15 protein-coding genes are annotated in these 16,335 nt (G+C 33.8%); 8 read left to right on the forward strand and 7 right to left on the reverse strand.

The window, feature by feature from the left end; all coding sequences use genetic code 11:
- Positions 1 to 25: 25 nt before the first annotated feature.
- Positions 26 to 2,161 carry a S9 family peptidase gene (locus JJQ60_RS20135; RefSeq protein ID WP_201924287.1) on the reverse strand — a complete coding sequence of 712 codons (2,136 nt, stop codon included), beginning with the start codon at positions 2,159 to 2,161 and terminating at the stop codon, positions 26 to 28.
- 146 nt (positions 2,162 to 2,307) lie between these two features.
- Here JJQ60_RS20135 and JJQ60_RS20140 point away from each other — a divergent pair, with 146 nt between their 5' ends.
- Both JJQ60_RS20140 and JJQ60_RS20145 read left to right on the forward strand, forming a co-directional pair.
- A complete protein-coding gene (locus JJQ60_RS20140) occupies positions 2,308 to 2,631 on the forward strand; it encodes a YbaB/EbfC family nucleoid-associated protein (protein ID WP_201924289.1) in 324 nt (107 codons plus the stop codon).
- A 124-nt stretch (positions 2,632 to 2,755) separates the two neighbouring features.
- On the forward strand, positions 2,756 to 3,076 hold the full coding sequence (locus JJQ60_RS20145; protein ID WP_201924291.1) for a YegP family protein: 321 nt from the start codon (positions 2,756 to 2,758) through the stop codon (positions 3,074 to 3,076).
- 50 nt (positions 3,077 to 3,126) lie between these two features.
- Here the strand turns inward: JJQ60_RS20145 and JJQ60_RS20150 are convergent, their stop codons facing one another.
- Together JJQ60_RS20150 and JJQ60_RS20155 are read right to left on the reverse strand one after the other, a co-directional pair.
- Entirely contained in the window at positions 3,127 to 4,161 is a 1,035-nt protein-coding gene (locus JJQ60_RS20150; RefSeq protein ID WP_201924293.1) for a threonine aldolase family protein, read from the reverse strand.
- 22 nt (positions 4,162 to 4,183) lie between these two features.
- Positions 4,184 to 6,595 (reverse strand): zinc-dependent metalloprotease, encoded by a 2,412-nt coding sequence (locus tag JJQ60_RS20155; protein ID WP_201924295.1) that lies wholly within the window; start codon positions 6,593 to 6,595, stop codon positions 4,184 to 4,186.
- 111 nt (positions 6,596 to 6,706) lie between these two features.
- On the opposite strand from JJQ60_RS20155, the gene prfB reads away from it, so the two are divergent.
- Positions 6,707 to 7,805, forward strand: a protein-coding gene (gene prfB, locus JJQ60_RS20160; RefSeq protein WP_201924297.1) for a peptide chain release factor 2 whose coding sequence is annotated in 2 segments (ribosomal slippage) — positions 6,707 to 6,769 and positions 6,771 to 7,805 — 1,098 coding nt in all. Because the reading frame shifts where the segments join, the coding sequence is not laid out codon by codon here.
- Between the two features lie 17 nt (positions 7,806 to 7,822).
- Positions 7,823 to 8,164, forward strand: coding sequence for an arsenate reductase (glutaredoxin) (gene arsC / locus JJQ60_RS20165; protein ID WP_201924299.1), 342 nt, complete (start codon positions 7,823 to 7,825; stop codon positions 8,162 to 8,164).
- 63 nt (positions 8,165 to 8,227) lie between these two features.
- On the opposite strand, the gene JJQ60_RS20170 is transcribed toward arsC, so the two are convergent.
- Positions 8,228 to 8,401, reverse strand: coding sequence for a hypothetical protein (locus JJQ60_RS20170; protein WP_201924301.1), 174 nt, complete (start codon positions 8,399 to 8,401; stop codon positions 8,228 to 8,230).
- A gap of 189 nt (positions 8,402 to 8,590) precedes the next feature.
- On the opposite strand from JJQ60_RS20170, the gene fumC reads away from it, so the two are divergent.
- Both fumC and JJQ60_RS20180 read left to right on the forward strand, forming a co-directional pair.
- Positions 8,591 to 9,988: a class II fumarate hydratase gene (gene fumC / locus JJQ60_RS20175; protein ID WP_201924302.1), complete on the forward strand. Its 1,398-nt coding sequence runs from the start codon at positions 8,591 to 8,593 to the stop codon at positions 9,986 to 9,988.
- Between the two features lie 52 nt (positions 9,989 to 10,040).
- Positions 10,041 to 10,547 (forward strand): pentapeptide repeat-containing protein, encoded by a 507-nt coding sequence (locus JJQ60_RS20180; RefSeq protein ID WP_201924303.1) that lies wholly within the window; start codon positions 10,041 to 10,043, stop codon positions 10,545 to 10,547.
- A 664-nt stretch (positions 10,548 to 11,211) separates the two neighbouring features.
- Here the strand turns inward: JJQ60_RS20180 and JJQ60_RS20185 are convergent.
- On the reverse strand, positions 11,212 to 12,495 hold the full coding sequence (locus tag JJQ60_RS20185) for a cystathionine gamma-synthase family protein (RefSeq protein WP_201924304.1): 1,284 nt from the start codon (positions 12,493 to 12,495) through the stop codon (positions 11,212 to 11,214).
- A 133-nt stretch (positions 12,496 to 12,628) separates the two neighbouring features.
- On the opposite strand from JJQ60_RS20185, the gene JJQ60_RS20190 reads away from it, so the two are divergent.
- Both JJQ60_RS20190 and JJQ60_RS20195 read left to right on the forward strand, forming a co-directional pair.
- On the forward strand, positions 12,629 to 13,084 hold the full coding sequence (locus tag JJQ60_RS20190) for an Lrp/AsnC family transcriptional regulator (protein WP_201924305.1): 456 nt from the start codon (positions 12,629 to 12,631) through the stop codon (positions 13,082 to 13,084).
- Between the two features lie 77 nt (positions 13,085 to 13,161).
- Positions 13,162 to 13,890, forward strand: a complete 729-nt coding sequence (locus JJQ60_RS20195) for an SDR family oxidoreductase (protein WP_201924306.1) — start codon at positions 13,162 to 13,164, stop codon at positions 13,888 to 13,890.
- On the opposite strand, the gene JJQ60_RS20200 is transcribed toward JJQ60_RS20195, so the two are convergent.
- Together JJQ60_RS20200 and holA are read right to left on the reverse strand one after the other, a co-directional pair.
- A complete protein-coding gene (locus JJQ60_RS20200; protein ID WP_201924307.1) occupies positions 13,891 to 15,237 on the reverse strand; it encodes an MFS transporter in 1,347 nt (448 codons plus the stop codon).
- Between the two features lie 67 nt (positions 15,238 to 15,304).
- Positions 15,305 to 16,309, reverse strand: coding sequence for a DNA polymerase III subunit delta (holA, locus tag JJQ60_RS20205; RefSeq protein WP_201924308.1), 1,005 nt, complete (start codon positions 16,307 to 16,309; stop codon positions 15,305 to 15,307).
- Between the last annotated feature and the right edge of the window lie 26 nt (positions 16,310 to 16,335).

Here is a 16,335-nt window from a genome sequence, read left to right on the forward strand (position 1 = left end):
TACGAAGTTACACTATTTTTTTTAATTAATCTTTGATATCTTCTAAATCTAATAAAAACGCATATTCTTCAGCTATTTCTTTTAAGGCTTCGAACCTTCCTGAAGCACCTCCATGACCTGCTTTCATATTGGTATGTAGCAATAATAAATGATCATCAGTCTTCAATTCTCTTAACTTAGCCACCCATTTTGCTGGTTCCCAATATTGTACTTGTGAATCATGTAACCCTGTGGTTACTAGCATATTTGGATATTTTTGGGCTGTAACATTATCGTAAGGAGAATATGATTTCATGTATTGATAATACTTTTCTTCATTTGGATTACCCCACTCATCATACTCACCAGTTGTTAAAGGTATACTATCATCTAGCATTGTGGTAACTACATCAACAAATGGAACCGCAGCTACTACTCCATTATACAACTCTGGAGCCATATTAACAATTGCTCCCATTAACAATCCTCCTGCAGAGCCTCCCATTGCATATAAATGATCTGAAGAAGTATATCCTTGTTCAATTAAAAATTTAGAACAATCTATAAAATCGGTAAATGTATTTTTCTTCTTTAAAAGTTTTCCATCTTCGTACCAAGATCTTCCTAAATATTCGCTTCCTCTAACATGAGCAATGGCAAAAATAAACCCTCTATCCAACAAACTTAATCGTACTGTAGAAAAATATGGGTCTATGGTAGAACCATACGATCCATAACCATATTGCAACAATGGATTTTTGCCATTTTTTTCTATTCCTTTTTTATACACCATAGACACTGGAATTTTTGTTCCATCTTGAGCCGTGGCCCATACCCTTTCAGATGTATACTCATTCTTATCAAATTTACCCCCCAGAACCTCTTGTTCTTTTTTAATTTCTTTCTCTTTGGTATCCATATCAAAATCAATAACCGAATTAGGCGTTGTAAGAGAATTGTATGAATATCTCAGCACATTTGTTTCAAAATCAGGGTTAGTACTCACAAAAGCTGTATACGTTTCATTATCAAAAGGCAAATAATAATCTGCAGTCCCATCCCATCTTTTAATATTAATTCTATTAAGCCCATTACTTCGCTCACTAATTACATAATGATCTTTAAAAATTTCAATATCTTCAACCAATACGGTATCTCTATGTGATATTAAGTCTTCCCAATTTTCTTTTTTTGTGTTTTCTTCAGGAACCTTTACTATTTTAAAATTAGTAGCACCATCTGCATTAGTAAGCACATAAAAATTTTGCCCGTAATGTGCAATGTCGTATTCAAGTCCTCGTGTTCTTGGTTGAAAAACTGTGAACTCTCCCATCGGATCATCTGCTCGCAAAATTCTGTATTCTGAGGTTAATGTGCTACTTGAACCAATAACAATATATTTTTTTGATTTTGTCTTATAAACAAACGTATTAAAAGTGTCATCCGTTTCATTATACACCTCTACATCTTCGGCCGAATCATTACCAAGAATATGTCTAAATATCCTATCTGATCTTAGTGTTTCATCATCTTTCTTTGTATAAAACAGTGTTTTACCATCTGCTGCCCAAGTACTGCCTCCTGATGTAGTTTCTATAATATCGGGATATAGCTCTCCTGTAATTAAATTCTTGATTCTAATGGTGTATTTACGTCTACTAACTGTATCAACTCCAAATGCAATATGCGTATTATCTGGACTTATGTTTAGCCCTACCATTCTAAAATAACTATGTCCTTTTGCCTCTTCATTACAATCAAATAAAATTTCTTCTTTGGCATCCAGTGTTTCCTTTTTTCTAGAATATATCGGATAATCCTTCCCTTTTTCATATCGCGTGATATACCAATACCCGTTAAGCTTATATGGAACCGAAGAATCGTCTTCTTTAATACGTCCCTTCATTTCTTCAAAAAGATCTGCCTGAAAATCTTTGGTATGCGCTGTCATTCTATCATTATAATCATTCTCCCGCTCGAGGTAATCAATCACTTCAGGGTTTTCTCTTTCATTTAACCAAAAATAATTATCCACACGAACATCATCATGTTTTTCAAGGTTTGTTGGCTTTTTATCGGCAACAGGCGCCGCTATTTTGGTATCCAATGTCGTCATTTTGTTATTTTTACATGAAGTTGCAAAAGTAAGTGATAATAAAAATATAATGTATGAAGTTTTCATCTATTTATAATAAATTTATCTATTGATTATTATCTAACCATAATATTACTGTTTTTGGCTTTTCTGAACCATTTCATAGTAATTCTCTTAGGCTATTTAAGGCCAAAATACTAATTTTGTTTTTATAATTTTTAAAAAACGCATACATGTTTGGAGATATGATGGGAATGATGGGTAAACTAAAAGAAACCCAAAAAAAAGTTGAAGAAACGAAGAAAAGAATGGACTCTGTTTTAATTGACGAAAGCAGTACAGACAACTTTTTAAAGGTTACAATAACCGCAAATAGAAAAATAACTGGTATATCTATTGACGATGCATTATTAGAAGACAAAGAACAGCTTGAAGATTATTTAATCTTAACAATCAATAAAGCTATTGCTAAAGCTACACAAATACAAGAATCCGAATTAGCAGCTGTTGCAAAGGAAGGAATGCCAAACATTCCCGGATTAGACATGTTTAAGTAATATTGATTGTTTCAGAATCATATTTGTGGTTAAAAAAATACGCTTCGTTGTTTTTACATTTTTCTTTTTGCATTTAATTCTATAATTTTAACAAAAGCTAAAAAATTAACTAAAATCAAATAGTATGTTTGAACTCAAAAACAAGGAAGGGTCAAGTTTTCACTTCACATTAAAAGCAAAAAACGGACAAGTAATCCTTAGTAGTGAAGTATATAATAGCAAATCAGCTGCAGAAAATGGTATTGCCTCTGTAAAGAAAAATTCTCCAGAAGATGGAAGATATGAGCGTAAAACAGCAAAAAATGGTAAATTCTATTTCAATCTTAAGGCTGGCAATGGCCAAGTAATCGGAAGTAGCCAGATGTATTCTTCAGAATCAGGAATGGAAAACGGAATAAACTCTGTAAAAGAAAATGCACCCGGAGCTGATACTAAAGAGGTCTAAAATTTTAAGTGTTAAGTTTATTTATAAAACCAAATAAAGCTGTTCAATGATTATAGAACAGCTTTATTTAGTTTTATAGAGGATAGCACTTCTAAAAAATGCGCGTGCATATCTTTAGTATAATCTAAATGGGTGACAAACCTTAATTTACCTTGTCCCATTCCATAAAAATGAATGTTCTTTGCAGCCATTTTAGCAATAAATTCATTTTCATCACTATCAATGTTAAATATAATGATATTGGTATCTATAGGTTCAACATGTGTTACAAAGGATAGTTTTTGTAATACTTCTCCAATTTCTTTAGCTCTTTGATGATCTTCTGATAATCTATTAATATGATTATCCAATGCATACAATCCTGCGGCAGCCATATAACCAATTTGTCTCATCCCTCCTCCCAAAACTTTACGAATTCTGATAGCTTTTTCCATAATATCCTTATTGCCTATTAAAACTGATCCGACAGGAGCTCCCAAACCTTTACTCAGGCATACCGAGATTGTATCAAAGATCTCTCCGTATTGTTTAGGGTCTTCTTGCTTAACCACCAAAGCATTCCACAATCTTGCCCCGTCCAAATGATAACCAAGATTATGAGCGACACACACCTCTTTGATTTTTTTTATCTCTTCAAAATCATAGCAAGCCCCTCCACCCTTATTAGTTGTGTTTTCTATGCAAACCAAACTGGTTAAAGGACTGTGATAAAAATCCGGAGGATTAATAGATTCTTCTACTTGGGAAGCCGTTATCATACCTCTATAACCATCAATTAACTTACATGACACTCCACTATTAAAAGACACTCCTCCACCTTCATAATTATACACATGCGCATATTTATCTGCAATCAGTTGTTCTCCTAATTGTGTATGCAGTTTTATCGCTGCTTGATTTGCCATACTACCCGAAGGGAAAAACAATGCATCATCCATACCAAACATCTCAGCAATTCTACGTTCTAATTCATTTACTGTTGGGTCTTCTTTATATACATCATCTCCTACTTCTGCATTCATCATTGCATGAAGCATTTCAGGTGTTGGTTTGGTAATCGTATCGCTTCTAAGATCTATTTTCATGTATCCTAATTTTGAAAAACTTTTAAAAATTACATCTAAAGCTCCCAATCGGAGAACCATCAGGAATTTTAGGCGAAGGTACTATTTTAAAATTTTCGGGTTTATCTAAAAAGTCGTTAATCTGTTTCACATAATAATCATTATACATTCTATCCAATACATCTTCACTTTTTCCTTTTAGCACTTTTAATAAACCAACTATTTTTGAATATGCTATTGCATTAACCTGGGGATAAGCATTCTTATCTCTACTCAACTTCATAAGGTGCTTTATCACATTTGAAGCTACAGTATACTGGATTTCTTTATCATAATTAGTATTTGATTTAGTTTTAAACGTTAATTCAATTAATTGATCCAAAGTTTCTGACAACCCTAGTTGATTTTGATCCATGCCTTTTTGTTGTACCAATCGTGAGGCTCTTTCGGGGTGCAATAAAAGAGATAAACTCATATCACTTGCTGTTGAAGCCACACTTAGGGGATCAAAACCAACCCCCGTTTTACTCTTAAAAGACTCTCTTGTTCTATTATACTGAAATGCCCTAGGAGGAAACAACTCCAATTTATCTACCGGAATTGATAAAACTTCTGGTGATAATGTTTTTAACACTTGCGCTAACGCATTTTTCTGTTTTTTTGCATCCACTCTTTCGACTACAATCTGATTATCTCCTTTTACAGCATAATTATAATTTAATCCTGCGATAAGTTTTACAGCAGCTTCGGTTTGATACCTATGAAAGAAATAAAGAGGAACAAAGACATCTTCTAAAACCGAGTATGGCTCATTACTTTTGATATTATCAACAGAAAAATTGCGTATTGCAGTTTTTCTAACCTGTAATATATTCTCTAATTCGTCGGAAGCACTTTTTCCATTATCCCAAAGATGTGCTAATTCATGGGCACCTCCAATTGGTCTGGCATCACTATCCGAAATAAATCGTAGTCCTGATTGATATGCATTATTCAAAATTTTATTGAGTTCTTCAGCTTCATTTACTTTTTTATCGAACTCAGAGTAACTATACGCAACGGTTACCTTATCCCAATCTCCTATCTTGGTATCATAGGCATTAGACAGATCAATATTTCCATCTTTAAGAGATACTTTGGGGTGTGGATAGTCCATCACAGATGCTCTGTTATTTCTACTCGCTGCAAAATTATGTGCAAAACCCAAAGTGTGTCCAACTTCATGTGCTGATAATTGTCGAATACGAGCTAAAGCCATTTCTAACATGGGTTGATAATTATCATCACTATCCTTAAATGGTTGATTTAATAAAGCCTGAGCAATTAAAAAATCTTGTCGAATACGTAAACTACCAAGACTTACATGTCCTTTTAGTATTTCTCCCGTTCTTGGATCTACAACACTGGCACCATAACTCCACCCTCTCGTAGATCGATGTACCCATTGTATCACATTATATCTTAAATCCATAGGATCGGCATCTTCGGGTAATATCTTAACCTGGAATGCATCTTTAAAACCAATTGCTTCATAAGCCTGATTCCACCAACGGGCACCATCCAGTAGAGCAGATCTCACAGGTTCAGGAGTACCAGGATCCAAGTAATAAATAATGGGTTCTTTTGCTTCACTAACATTTTGATCGGGAAATTTTTTCTCTAATCGGTGTCTAATAATATATCGTTTCGTAATTGATTCTTGAATTGGAGTGGCATAATCCATATATGAAATAGATATAGCACCACTTCGTGGATCAAACACTCTTTTTTTATACCCCTGGTCGGGTAATTTCACAAAAGAATGATGTTGAATAACTGTCAAAAACTTAGAATTTGGAGCCACAGACCTTATATTTTCTCCTTTTGCAACTCCTTTGTATGTAATCAACGCTTCAAATTCTATATTCTTCGGAAAAGCTTTTGTACGTTCAAGACTTAATGCACTTTTTTCTTTATCAACAGCATAAACACCTTCTTTTTGAGATTTCAACCACTCAATCACATTATGAGCATCCTGCATCAAAAATGGGGTAAGGTCAATTATATAGGTACCCGATTTTTCTTCCTTAATAGGAAAACCAAACAAAACTGACTTTGCAAATGCCTGTTCAACACTTTTCTTCTCTAGTACATTATCCGTTATTGCTCGATAACGCTGATTGGGTTGCACTAATAATAATTTGTTTCCTGCTTTTTGAAACTTCACTATCACGCCATCTCCAATTTGCCCCCTATCGAGACCTATATCATTAGATCCCAATCCTGTTGTTAAAGAATGAACATATAAAAACTCCGTATTCAGTTGATCAACTTCTAAGTATATTTCATCTTTTTCCCCGTTATAATGAAAATTAAAAAAACCATTATACGGTGTTAGGTTTTTATACTGTTCTAAAAATTGGCCTGATATAGCCCCTGTAACTATCAGAAAGATAGAAAGAAAGAATTGTTTCATAAATAATGATTTATGTGAAAGCATTTACAAAATTTTTAAAGCTATAAAATAATCGAAAAAATGTTTCTTACTGAAGTGTTAAATCCTATTTTTGCCATAAACAATTCGATTATGATCAACACTGAGACTTTACAAGATCTTAGAGAGCGCCTGGTTGCGTTAAGGAGGTATCTTTGACATTGATGCCAAACTCATAGAAATAGCAAACGAAGAAGAAAAAACATACGCCCCTGATTTTTGGGATAATGCCCAAGAAGCTGAAAAACTAATGAGAGCTCTTAATGCTCAAAAGAAATGGGTTGCTGACTACGAAAAAGGAGAATCGTTAGTTGATGATCTCGAGGTTCTTTTTGAATTCTATAAAGAAGGTGATGCTACAGAAGCAGAAGTTTCTGAACGTTTCGAAGAATCCAAATCATTAATTGAAGATCTGGAATTCAAAAATATGCTTAGTGACGAAGGTGATAGCATGAGTGCAGTACTACAAATTACTGCTGGAGCTGGTGGTACAGAAAGCTGTGATTGGGCAAGTATGTTGATGCGTATGTATCTAATGTGGGCCGAAAAACAAGGTTACAAAGTTAAAGAACTTAACTATCAAGATGGTGATGTTGCTGGTATCAAAACGGTAACTTTAGAGATCGAAGGTGACTATGCCTTTGGTTGGCTCAAAGGTGAAAATGGAGTGCATCGATTGGTTCGTATATCTCCATTTGATAGTAACGCAAAACGTCATACCTCTTTTGCTTCTATTTATGTATACCCCTTGGCTGATGATAGTATTGAGATTGATATTAATCCTTCAGATTACGAAATCATCACCTCTCGATCAAGTGGAGCCGGTGGGCAAAATGTAAACAAAGTAGAAACTAAAGTACAACTTACTCACTTCCCTACTGGAATTCAAATTTCTTGCTCTGACTCAAGATCGCAACATGATAACCGCGAAAAGGCGTTGCAAATGCTTAAATCTCAATTATTTGAAATTGAGCTTCAAAAACAAAGAGCACAGCGAGATGAAATTGAAGCTTCTAAAATGAAGATCGAATGGGGCTCTCAAATACGTAATTATGTGATGCACCCATACAAACTGGTTAAAGATGTAAGAACAGCAGAAGAAACTGGTAATGTTGATGCTGTTATGGATGGAAATATTGATCAGTTCCTTAAAGCCTATCTTATGATGATGGGTCAAAAAAATGAAGATTAAAATAATACTGGAATATCATGACAACTATTTATCACAACCCAAGATGTCGAAAGTCTAGAGAAACTCTTGCGATACTTGAAGAACAAAAAGAAGAGTTCAACATCATTAAATATCTCGAAACTCCACCTTCAGAAAAAGAATTAACTGAAATAGTTACGCTTCTGGATATTTCTCCTATAGCATTAATACGAAAGAATGAAGCTGTATGGAAAGAAAATTTTAAGGGAAAAGATATAGATGATAATGAACTGATTAAAATAATGGTCGAAAATCCTATACTAATTGAAAGACCGATTGTTATTAAAAACAACAAAGCGGTAATAGGAAGGCCGCCTGAAATCGTAAAAGATATATTATAACCGAGGTAATGAAACAAAAAAAGGAAGTCAAATGACTTCCTTTTTTAATATATTTTAAATCAGCTATGCCTGTTTTGCCTTGCGCTTAGCTTCTCTTCTCATTTTAAAATTCTCAAGGTTTGCACCTATAATCCAATATGGTATTACAAAAGTTAATAAAAAGATCATTAACCAAAAACCAATAGTAAGGATAGTTAAAAATGCTAAAAAGCCAAGATACTGATCAAATTCAAACATAACGATATTCTAATTTTCAATTTTGACAAAGATAATAAGTCTTATGTACATGTCATAACAGAAATATAATTTATTTTAAAATCTATTTCTATCTAAATAAATATACCAAAAAAACAACTCTTTAAATTCAGAAATAGCTATACAAATGCTTAAATTTGCACTCTTAAAAAAAACAAATCATCACAAGCTATGCAATATAGAATAGAAAAAGATACAATGGGCGAGGTTAAAGTGCCAGCAGATAAACTATGGGGAGCTCAAACAGAACGTTCTCGAAATAACTTTAAGATTGGCGCTCCAGCATCAATGCCTTTAGAGATAGTATATGGTTTTGCTTATCTCAAAAAAGCAGCTGCATATACAAACTGTGAATTAGGTGCATTACCTATAGAAAAAAGAGACCTTATTTCTCAAGTATGTGATGAGATATTAGAAGGAAAACACGATGATCAATTTCCACTAGTTATTTGGCAAACCGGTTCTGGCACACAAAGTAACATGAATGTTAATGAAGTGATTGCCAATAGAGCACATCAAATAGCAGGTAAAACAATAGGCGAAGGAGAAAAAACATTACTACCCAATGATGATGTAAATAAATCTCAATCATCTAATGATACCTTCCCGACGGGTATGCATATTGCTGCGTATAAGAAAATAATCGAAGTAACAATTCCAGGGGTGACTCAATTAAGAGATACTTTAAAAAAGAAATCAGACGAGTTTAAAAATGTAGTTAAGATTGGACGTACACATTTTATGGATGCTACTCCCCTTACTATCGGTCAAGAGTTATCTGGATATGTTTCTCAATTAGATCATGGATTAAAAGCATTAGAGAATACACTCCCGCATATGGCAGAGTTAGCTTTGGGTGGTACAGCTGTTGGTACGGGATTGAATACTCCTAAGGGATATGCTAAGCGAGTTTCAGAATTTATTGCGCAGTTTACTAGTTTACCATTTATCACTGCAGAAAACAAGTTTGAAGCACTTGCCGCTCATGATGCATTTGTTGAAACTCATGGAGCACTAAAACAACTAGCGGTTTCTCTTAATAAAATAGGTAATGATATTCGTATGTTAGCTTCTGGTCCTAGAAGTGGTATTGGAGAATTAATCATTCCTGCCAACGAGCCAGGAAGTTCTATCATGCCTGGAAAGGTAAATCCAACACAATGCGAAGCTCTAACCATGGTATGTGCACAGGTAATGGGTAATGATGTAGCCATAGGTGTTGGTGGAATGCAAGGTCATTTTGAATTAAATGTATTTAAACCTGTTATGGCCTCAAACCTGTTACAAAGCGCACAGCTAATAGGTGATGCTTGTGTCTCTTTTGATGTACATTGTGCACAGGGGATAACACCAAATCAAAAGAGAATTACAGAGTTATTAAATAATTCTTTAATGTTGGTTACTGCACTTAATACCAAAATTGGATATTATAAAGCTGCCGAAATTGCCAATACAGCCCATCAAAATGGTACTACCCTAAAACATGAAGCAGTTGCTTTAGGATACGTTACCGAAGAAGAATTTGAAGAATGGGTAAAACCCGAAGATATGGTAGGAAGCTTGAAATAAGTTTTTCTTAAAAATATATTTAAAAAAAGAGCATTATATTACCACTAAAATTATGGAGGATTTATCAAGAATATTAGCCGAATCGGAGGACCCAATTAGCCAAAAACAAATAAATGAAATGCTAGAAGAGCATCGCTTATTTTTGGAAAATGGAGGAAACAATGGTAAGTTTGAACGCCTTGGGTTAGGCGGTATGACAATGGCTATTTACAATAAAAAATCTACAAAAGGTCAACAATTAAGCTTGAGTAAAAAGAAACTTGCTCCAGGAATTGATCTATCAAAAGCAAATTTATCTTATGCCGACTTAAGTGGTTGCATTGCTGAGGATGTTAACTTTGAAGGTGCAAATCTGGAGGGCTCCATACTTACAGATTCATTTTTTAAAGGATCATCTTTTGAAAATGCATCCCTAGAAAAATCGGATTTATCGGATTCTGATCTTAGAGATACAAATTTTATATCTTCAAAATTTGGTTCTACAGATTTTGAGAGAGCGAAATTAGACGGAGCAAAATTTGATGATACTCCAACAGGAGCTATTAATCTTGTGTTATAAGAAGGTAACATTTTGTACTCTTCATCATTTCCTCTAAGGTATTTTTAAAAATCTGGATAAGAAGAAATACTTCCAAAAAGAAATATCAAAACAATAAAAAAATCCGCATGTAAAGTACATGCGGATTTTTTGTTTCCCCCTTACTATTCTTGCTCCCCCAAGCAATCATAATAAGTTTTTCTAAAACCTAATATTATCTATGAATAGCGTGACTGCTTGCTTTTGGAAGTTGTTGTAAAAATTCTTGTATAAACCTGAAATTAACTCGAAATAGTTTCATAATGCTTTTTGTGTAATATTGTTTTATAATAAAGTGATTTTAATGTAAAAATACGTACTAAGTATCTGAAATGAAATAAGTAACGATACGTATATCTAAAAGTTACTATCTATGTATAGCAAAACTACATGCCTTTGGAAGTTCTCTAACAAATTCTAAAATAAAGTTGAAGTTGATATTAAATGTATTCATGTTCTCTGGGTGTAAAAATGGTTCGTAATATATTCTAATAAGCTGATGTAAAGATACTTCGACAATACATACCGCGCAATGGGGAAAAACACCCTTTTTGTATAGTTTATATCCCCTTACACCTCAAATCAACTGTTTACAATAAAAAAAGCACAGTAAAAACCGTGCTTTTATTAATGCGCATGAAATACTTTATATATGTTCTACTTCTAAGGGTGAAGCATGCTCAACTTTCTCTAAAGCCTGTTCCAAATCCCATATCAAATCTTTGGCATTCTCTACTCCTATTGACAATCGTACCAATTGATTTGTAATATTCATTCGTTTACATTGCTCTGGATCTACTCCTGCGTGTGTCATTGTTTTTGGATGTTCTGCAAGGCTTTCTGTACTTCCTAGGCTTACCGCCAATTTCATCAATTTCAGATGATTTAAAAATGTAAAGGCTTCTTTTTCTCCTCCTTTGATATCAAAAGACACCATAGCTCCAGGTGCAGAACATTGCTTTTTATAAATCGTATGTTCTTCTGTACCTTCTTTTAACAAGCCCAAGTAGTAAACATTTTCAACTTTAGCATGGTTTTGTAAATAATCAGCAATAATCTGAGCATTTTGGGTTTGTTGATCCATGCGTACTTTTAATGTTTCAAGGCTTCTTAACATTAACCAAGCAGTATGTGGGCTTACCATATTACCTAAAAAGGTGCGTAAAGTTTTGACTCTAATCATAAGTTCGGCTCTACCCAAAACGGCTCCCGCTATTAAATCACTATGGCCACCTATATACTTTGTTGCAGAATATAACACCAGATCTGCTCCACATTGTAGTGGGTGCTGCCATAATGGTCCCATATACGTATTATCCACTGCCACTAAAGTTTTTCTATCTTCGGTACTATATCTATTCGCTATCTGGCTAAACTTCTCTATATCCACAATATCATTGGTTGGATTAGCTGGTGTTTCTAGATAGATCATAGCTAGTTTATCTGCCTTACCAGAATCTTCGATCATTCTAATTACTTCATCCATATCCTGATCTGGCATCACTCCTATCGTATCCACACCTATTTTATCCAAAAAATGATGAATAAAGTGATCCGTTCCTCCGTATACAGGGTTACTATATACTAAAAGATCACCCGGTTTAAGAAACTCTAATAAAACCGTACTAATAGCTGACATACCACTTTCAAAAACGGCGCAATCATCTGCTTTATCCCAAAGACAAAGACGGTTCTCTAGAATCTCTAAATTAGGGTTATTAATTCTACTGTAAATAAGCCCTAATTCTTCTTTTGGTGATTTCTCTCTTAAACCATAAGCTAATTCAAAAAAAGCTTTTCCTTCTTCTGCTGTTTTAAACACAAAAGTTGAAGTTTGAAATATCGGACATTTTATTGCTCCTTCTGATAACTCAGGTTTATAACCATAAGTCATCATTAAGCTTTCTGGGTTGAAGTTATGTTTTTCCATGGAATAAAGTTATTCCAAAAAGAATTAAAAACCATATATTGATATATTTTTAGAATATTATTATGCAAAAAACAATATTTAAGAAATTTATTCTATTTTTGATTTTATGAGAAGATAGAAAAAGAAAAATATTATGGACCCAATTGATCAATCTATATTATTATTATTGCAAAAAGATGGTAAAATTACTATCAAAGACATTGCAGAGCGATTAAACCTTACTACTACTCCTATTTTTGAGCGTGTCAAGAAGTTAGAGCGTGAGGGGTATATTAAATCATATAAAGCCATTTTAGATCGAAAAAAAGTAGGGCTTCAACTCATGGCATTTTGCAATATAACACTCAATTTGCATCAAAAAGATTTCATTAAAAAATTTGAAAAAGAAATTCAACAGTTCCCAGAAGTTGTTGAATGCTACCATGTTGCAGGGATGTTTGATTATTTGATTAAAATCTATGCCTCTGATATGGAACAGTATCAGGATTTTTTATCTAATAAATTGGCTTCTCTAGAAAATATTTCTAAAGTACAAAGCTCTTTTGTCATGACCGAGGTTAAGGATTTTTCATACTTACCAATCACATAAAAAATAATCCTTAAGCTTAACAAAAGATTTAGAACTCAAAACGTAATTTTGATATTCAATATCACAAAAACACAACTATGAATATCAAAAATGCAAAAGTATTAATCACAGGAGGTAATTCTGGAATTGGGAAAGCAACAGCCAAACTTCTTAAGGAAAAAGGAGCGGAAGTAATTATTTCTGGAAGAAATGAAACCACACTCAAAGCTACTGCCGAAGAATTAGGAATCGATTACATAAAAGCCGATGTAACCAGCGAAAACCAAGTGACCGATATGGTACAGGAAGCTAAAAATAAAATGAAAGGCCTTAACGTTTTAGTGAATAATGCAGGATATGGTTATATTTCAAAACTTGTCGATATAGAAGCCGATAAATTTACTGATCAGTTTAGAACAAATATTTTAGGAGCTACGCTATGCGCCAAAGAATCTGCCAAGCATTTTATTGACCAGGAATATGGCAACATCATCAATATTGGTTCTACTTCTTCATTAAAAGGCTCGCCGACCGCTTCTCCATATGTGGCTACCAAATTTGCACTTCGTGGAATGACAGAGAGCTGGAGAAATGAATTGCGCCCACACAATATACGTGTAATGCAGGTCAACCCAAGTGAGGTGATGACAAGTTTTGCCGATAATCGTGTAGACAACAATATGAGTCAAAAACAATATACTGAAGCAGAACAACAAACCAAACTAAGAGGCGAAGAGATTGCACATACTATAAGTAGTCTTTTAGAAATGGACGATAGAGGGTTTATTACTGAAGCAACTGTTTTTGCAACCAATCCAAAAATATAATTACGCTACTTTAACAGAAGGCTCTCGTTGTGTTACAGCATTTTTGGTTCTGAAATGGTTAATGATTACTAATAAAAAGATGATTACAAATACACCCGACCCTATCGTAAATAAGGTCATTTGTATACTTTCGAAAAGGATTCCACCTAAGACCAATCCAAAAATACTGGCAAAACTACCCATGCTATTACCATAACCCTGAATAGCTCCTTGCATTTGGTGATTACCAGTTTTAGATAATAAAGATAAAAAATTAGGCCACATTAAGCCATTTCCTAGTGATAACAGTGTGTTAGCTAAGTAAAGAATAATCAAATTTGACACTGAGAGAAGATAAAAACTAAGAGCCAAAAGTATAGATCCCAGTGCAATACAAAACACATTAGATACTTTTCCTGAAAGGTAGGATAACAATGGCCCTTGAACTAGAATCATTATAATACTGGAATACGCCAGGAATATACCCAGTTCTATTGCGGACCATTCTAAAATTGTAGAGGCATAAATTGGCAAACCTGCATAAAAAAGGCTGAATGCCAAAAATGTAAGAAAATATACCGTATACAAAAGTGGGATTTGATCTAGTTTGAGTATTGCCCAAAACGAATTAGTGGCATTAGTATCAGTAATATCATCTGTATAACAATCCTTATGTTCTACCTGAAAAAACCTTCTAAACGATTTTAATCCTGCATTACCCGTATCTACAACGTAAGGATTACTTTCGGGTAACTTTACAATAATTACGAAAATTGCAATAAGAGATATCATGGCTGCCAATATAATTGGTAAAGACTCTCCAAGAAAGGTAGATGCCAAAACTCCTGCAACGGCAGGTCCTAAAACAAATCCCAAGCTTGTTGAGGCTCCCATCATTCCAAAATTTTTGTCACGATCATCGTCTGTAGAAACATCTGATAAATACGCATTAGCTACCGATACATTACCTCCTGTAAACCCATCAAAAATTCTTGCCACAAACAACAAAAGTAATGGCATAGTCATGATATAACTCCCACTTAATTCTGATGATGAAGTCCACAATTGGGTTTTGGGGAGTATAAAAGCCAATAAAAATAACATCCATGCTATAAATGTCCCTGCCTGACTTAGAATAAGAACCTTTTTTCTTCCTATACGATCAGATAGCTTTCCTAAAATCGGAGCTCCGATTAACTGAAAGAAAGGATACATTGCTCCCAAAATACCATAGATAAAACCATTTCCTCCTAAGTCAATTACAATAAATATAAGTATAGGAATAACAATGCTATACCCTAATATTCCAATAAAATTAACTAATAAAATAGGGAAGATATTTTTAGAAAAGAAAGAGAATAATTTCATCCTCTAAAATAAGATTGTTGATTATAAAACCCTGTTAAACAATTGCTAATTAAGCACATTTTCAACATCAGCCCATGATCTTTACCAGAAGTTCTTTGAGAATATCTCCTTGTGCAAGGTTTGCTGCTCCTACTCCTTTACTTTTCACATCTGCATCTCTAAGCAAGGCGATAATCTGACTTACTTTTTTCATAGGATAGCTATGAGCAGCTTCTGTATAATCTTTTACAAAGTAGGGATTAATTTTTAGCGCACTGGCCACATTACGTTGAGATTTATCAGATAAACCGTGATATTGTAATACTTGAGAAAAGAAACTATACAATAAGGAAATAGTAACCACTAAAGGGTTGTCTTTAGGGTTTTGAGCAAAATAATTAATAATTCTATGTGCTTTTACAACATTTCTAGAACCTATCGCTTTCCGAAGTTCGAAATTATTGAAGTCTTTACTTATTCCAATATTCTCTTCAATTTGATTTGCTGTAATTTGCGATTCGGCAGGTATAATAAGCTTTAGTTTTTCTAATTCATTATTAATTTTACCAAGATCAGTTCCTAAAAATTCAACCAGCATCTGTGCCGCTTTTGGCTCTATAGTATACTTAGCACCCGCTAAAACTCTCCTGATCCAATCGGCAACCTGATTTTCGTACAGTTTTTTACCTTCAAAAATAACTCCATTTTTTGCTACGATTTTATAGAGTTTCTTTCGTTTATCTATTTTTTTATACTTGTAGCACATTACCAATACCGTAGAAGACTGTGGATTTTCGGCATAATCAGCTAGTTTTTCAATAGTTCTTGATAAATCTTGAGCTTCTTTAACGATAACTACTTGCCGCTCTGCCATCATAGGAAAACGTTTTGCATTAGCGACAATATCTTCTATAGTAACATCTCTACCATACAATACCATTTGATTAAAGCCTTTCTCCTCTTCAGCAAGAACATTTTTATCAATAAATTCAGAAATCCTATCTATATAATAGGGTTCTTCTCCCATCAAAAAATAGATTGGTTTTATATTTCCGTTCTTTATATCTGTTACAATTTGTTTTACTTCGTCCATTCAGAAAAAATCATCAAATTTGTGCT

The organism is Aquimarina mytili, from assembly GCF_016735115.1.
Lineage (GTDB): Bacteria > Bacteroidota > Bacteroidia > Flavobacteriales > Flavobacteriaceae > Aquimarina > Aquimarina mytili.

Excerpts from the sequence above, each read along its gene's own strand:
- JJQ60_RS20155 (WP_201924295.1), bottom strand. The coding sequence starts at position 6,595 with ATGAAACAATTCTTTCTTTCTATCTTTCTGATAGTTACAGGGGCTATA.
- JJQ60_RS20195 (WP_201924306.1), top strand. The coding sequence starts at position 13,162 with ATGAATATCAAAAATGCAAAAGTATTAATCACAGGAGGTAATTCTGGA.
- fumC (WP_201924302.1), top strand. The coding sequence starts at position 8,591 with ATGCAATATAGAATAGAAAAAGATACAATGGGCGAGGTTAAAGTGCCA.
- arsC (WP_201924299.1), top strand. The coding sequence starts at position 7,823 with ATGACAACTATTTATCACAACCCAAGATGTCGAAAGTCTAGAGAAACT.
- JJQ60_RS20150 (WP_201924293.1), bottom strand. The coding sequence starts at position 4,161 with ATGAAAATAGATCTTAGAAGCGATACGATTACCAAACCAACACCTGAA.
- JJQ60_RS20135 (WP_201924287.1), bottom strand. The coding sequence starts at position 2,161 with ATGAAAACTTCATACATTATATTTTTATTATCACTTACTTTTGCAACT.
- JJQ60_RS20140 (WP_201924289.1), top strand. The coding sequence starts at position 2,308 with ATGTTTGGAGATATGATGGGAATGATGGGTAAACTAAAAGAAACCCAA.
- JJQ60_RS20170 (WP_201924301.1), bottom strand. The coding sequence starts at position 8,401 with ATGTTTGAATTTGATCAGTATCTTGGCTTTTTAGCATTTTTAACTATC.
- JJQ60_RS20185 (WP_201924304.1), bottom strand. The coding sequence starts at position 12,495 with ATGGAAAAACATAACTTCAACCCAGAAAGCTTAATGATGACTTATGGT.
- JJQ60_RS20180 (WP_201924303.1), top strand. The coding sequence starts at position 10,041 with ATGGAGGATTTATCAAGAATATTAGCCGAATCGGAGGACCCAATTAGC.
- JJQ60_RS20145 (WP_201924291.1), top strand. The coding sequence starts at position 2,756 with ATGTTTGAACTCAAAAACAAGGAAGGGTCAAGTTTTCACTTCACATTA.
- JJQ60_RS20190 (WP_201924305.1), top strand. The coding sequence starts at position 12,629 with ATGGACCCAATTGATCAATCTATATTATTATTATTGCAAAAAGATGGT.
- holA (WP_201924308.1), bottom strand. The coding sequence starts at position 16,309 with ATGGACGAAGTAAAACAAATTGTAACAGATATAAAGAACGGAAATATA.
- JJQ60_RS20200 (WP_201924307.1), bottom strand. The coding sequence starts at position 15,237 with ATGAAATTATTCTCTTTCTTTTCTAAAAATATCTTCCCTATTTTATTA.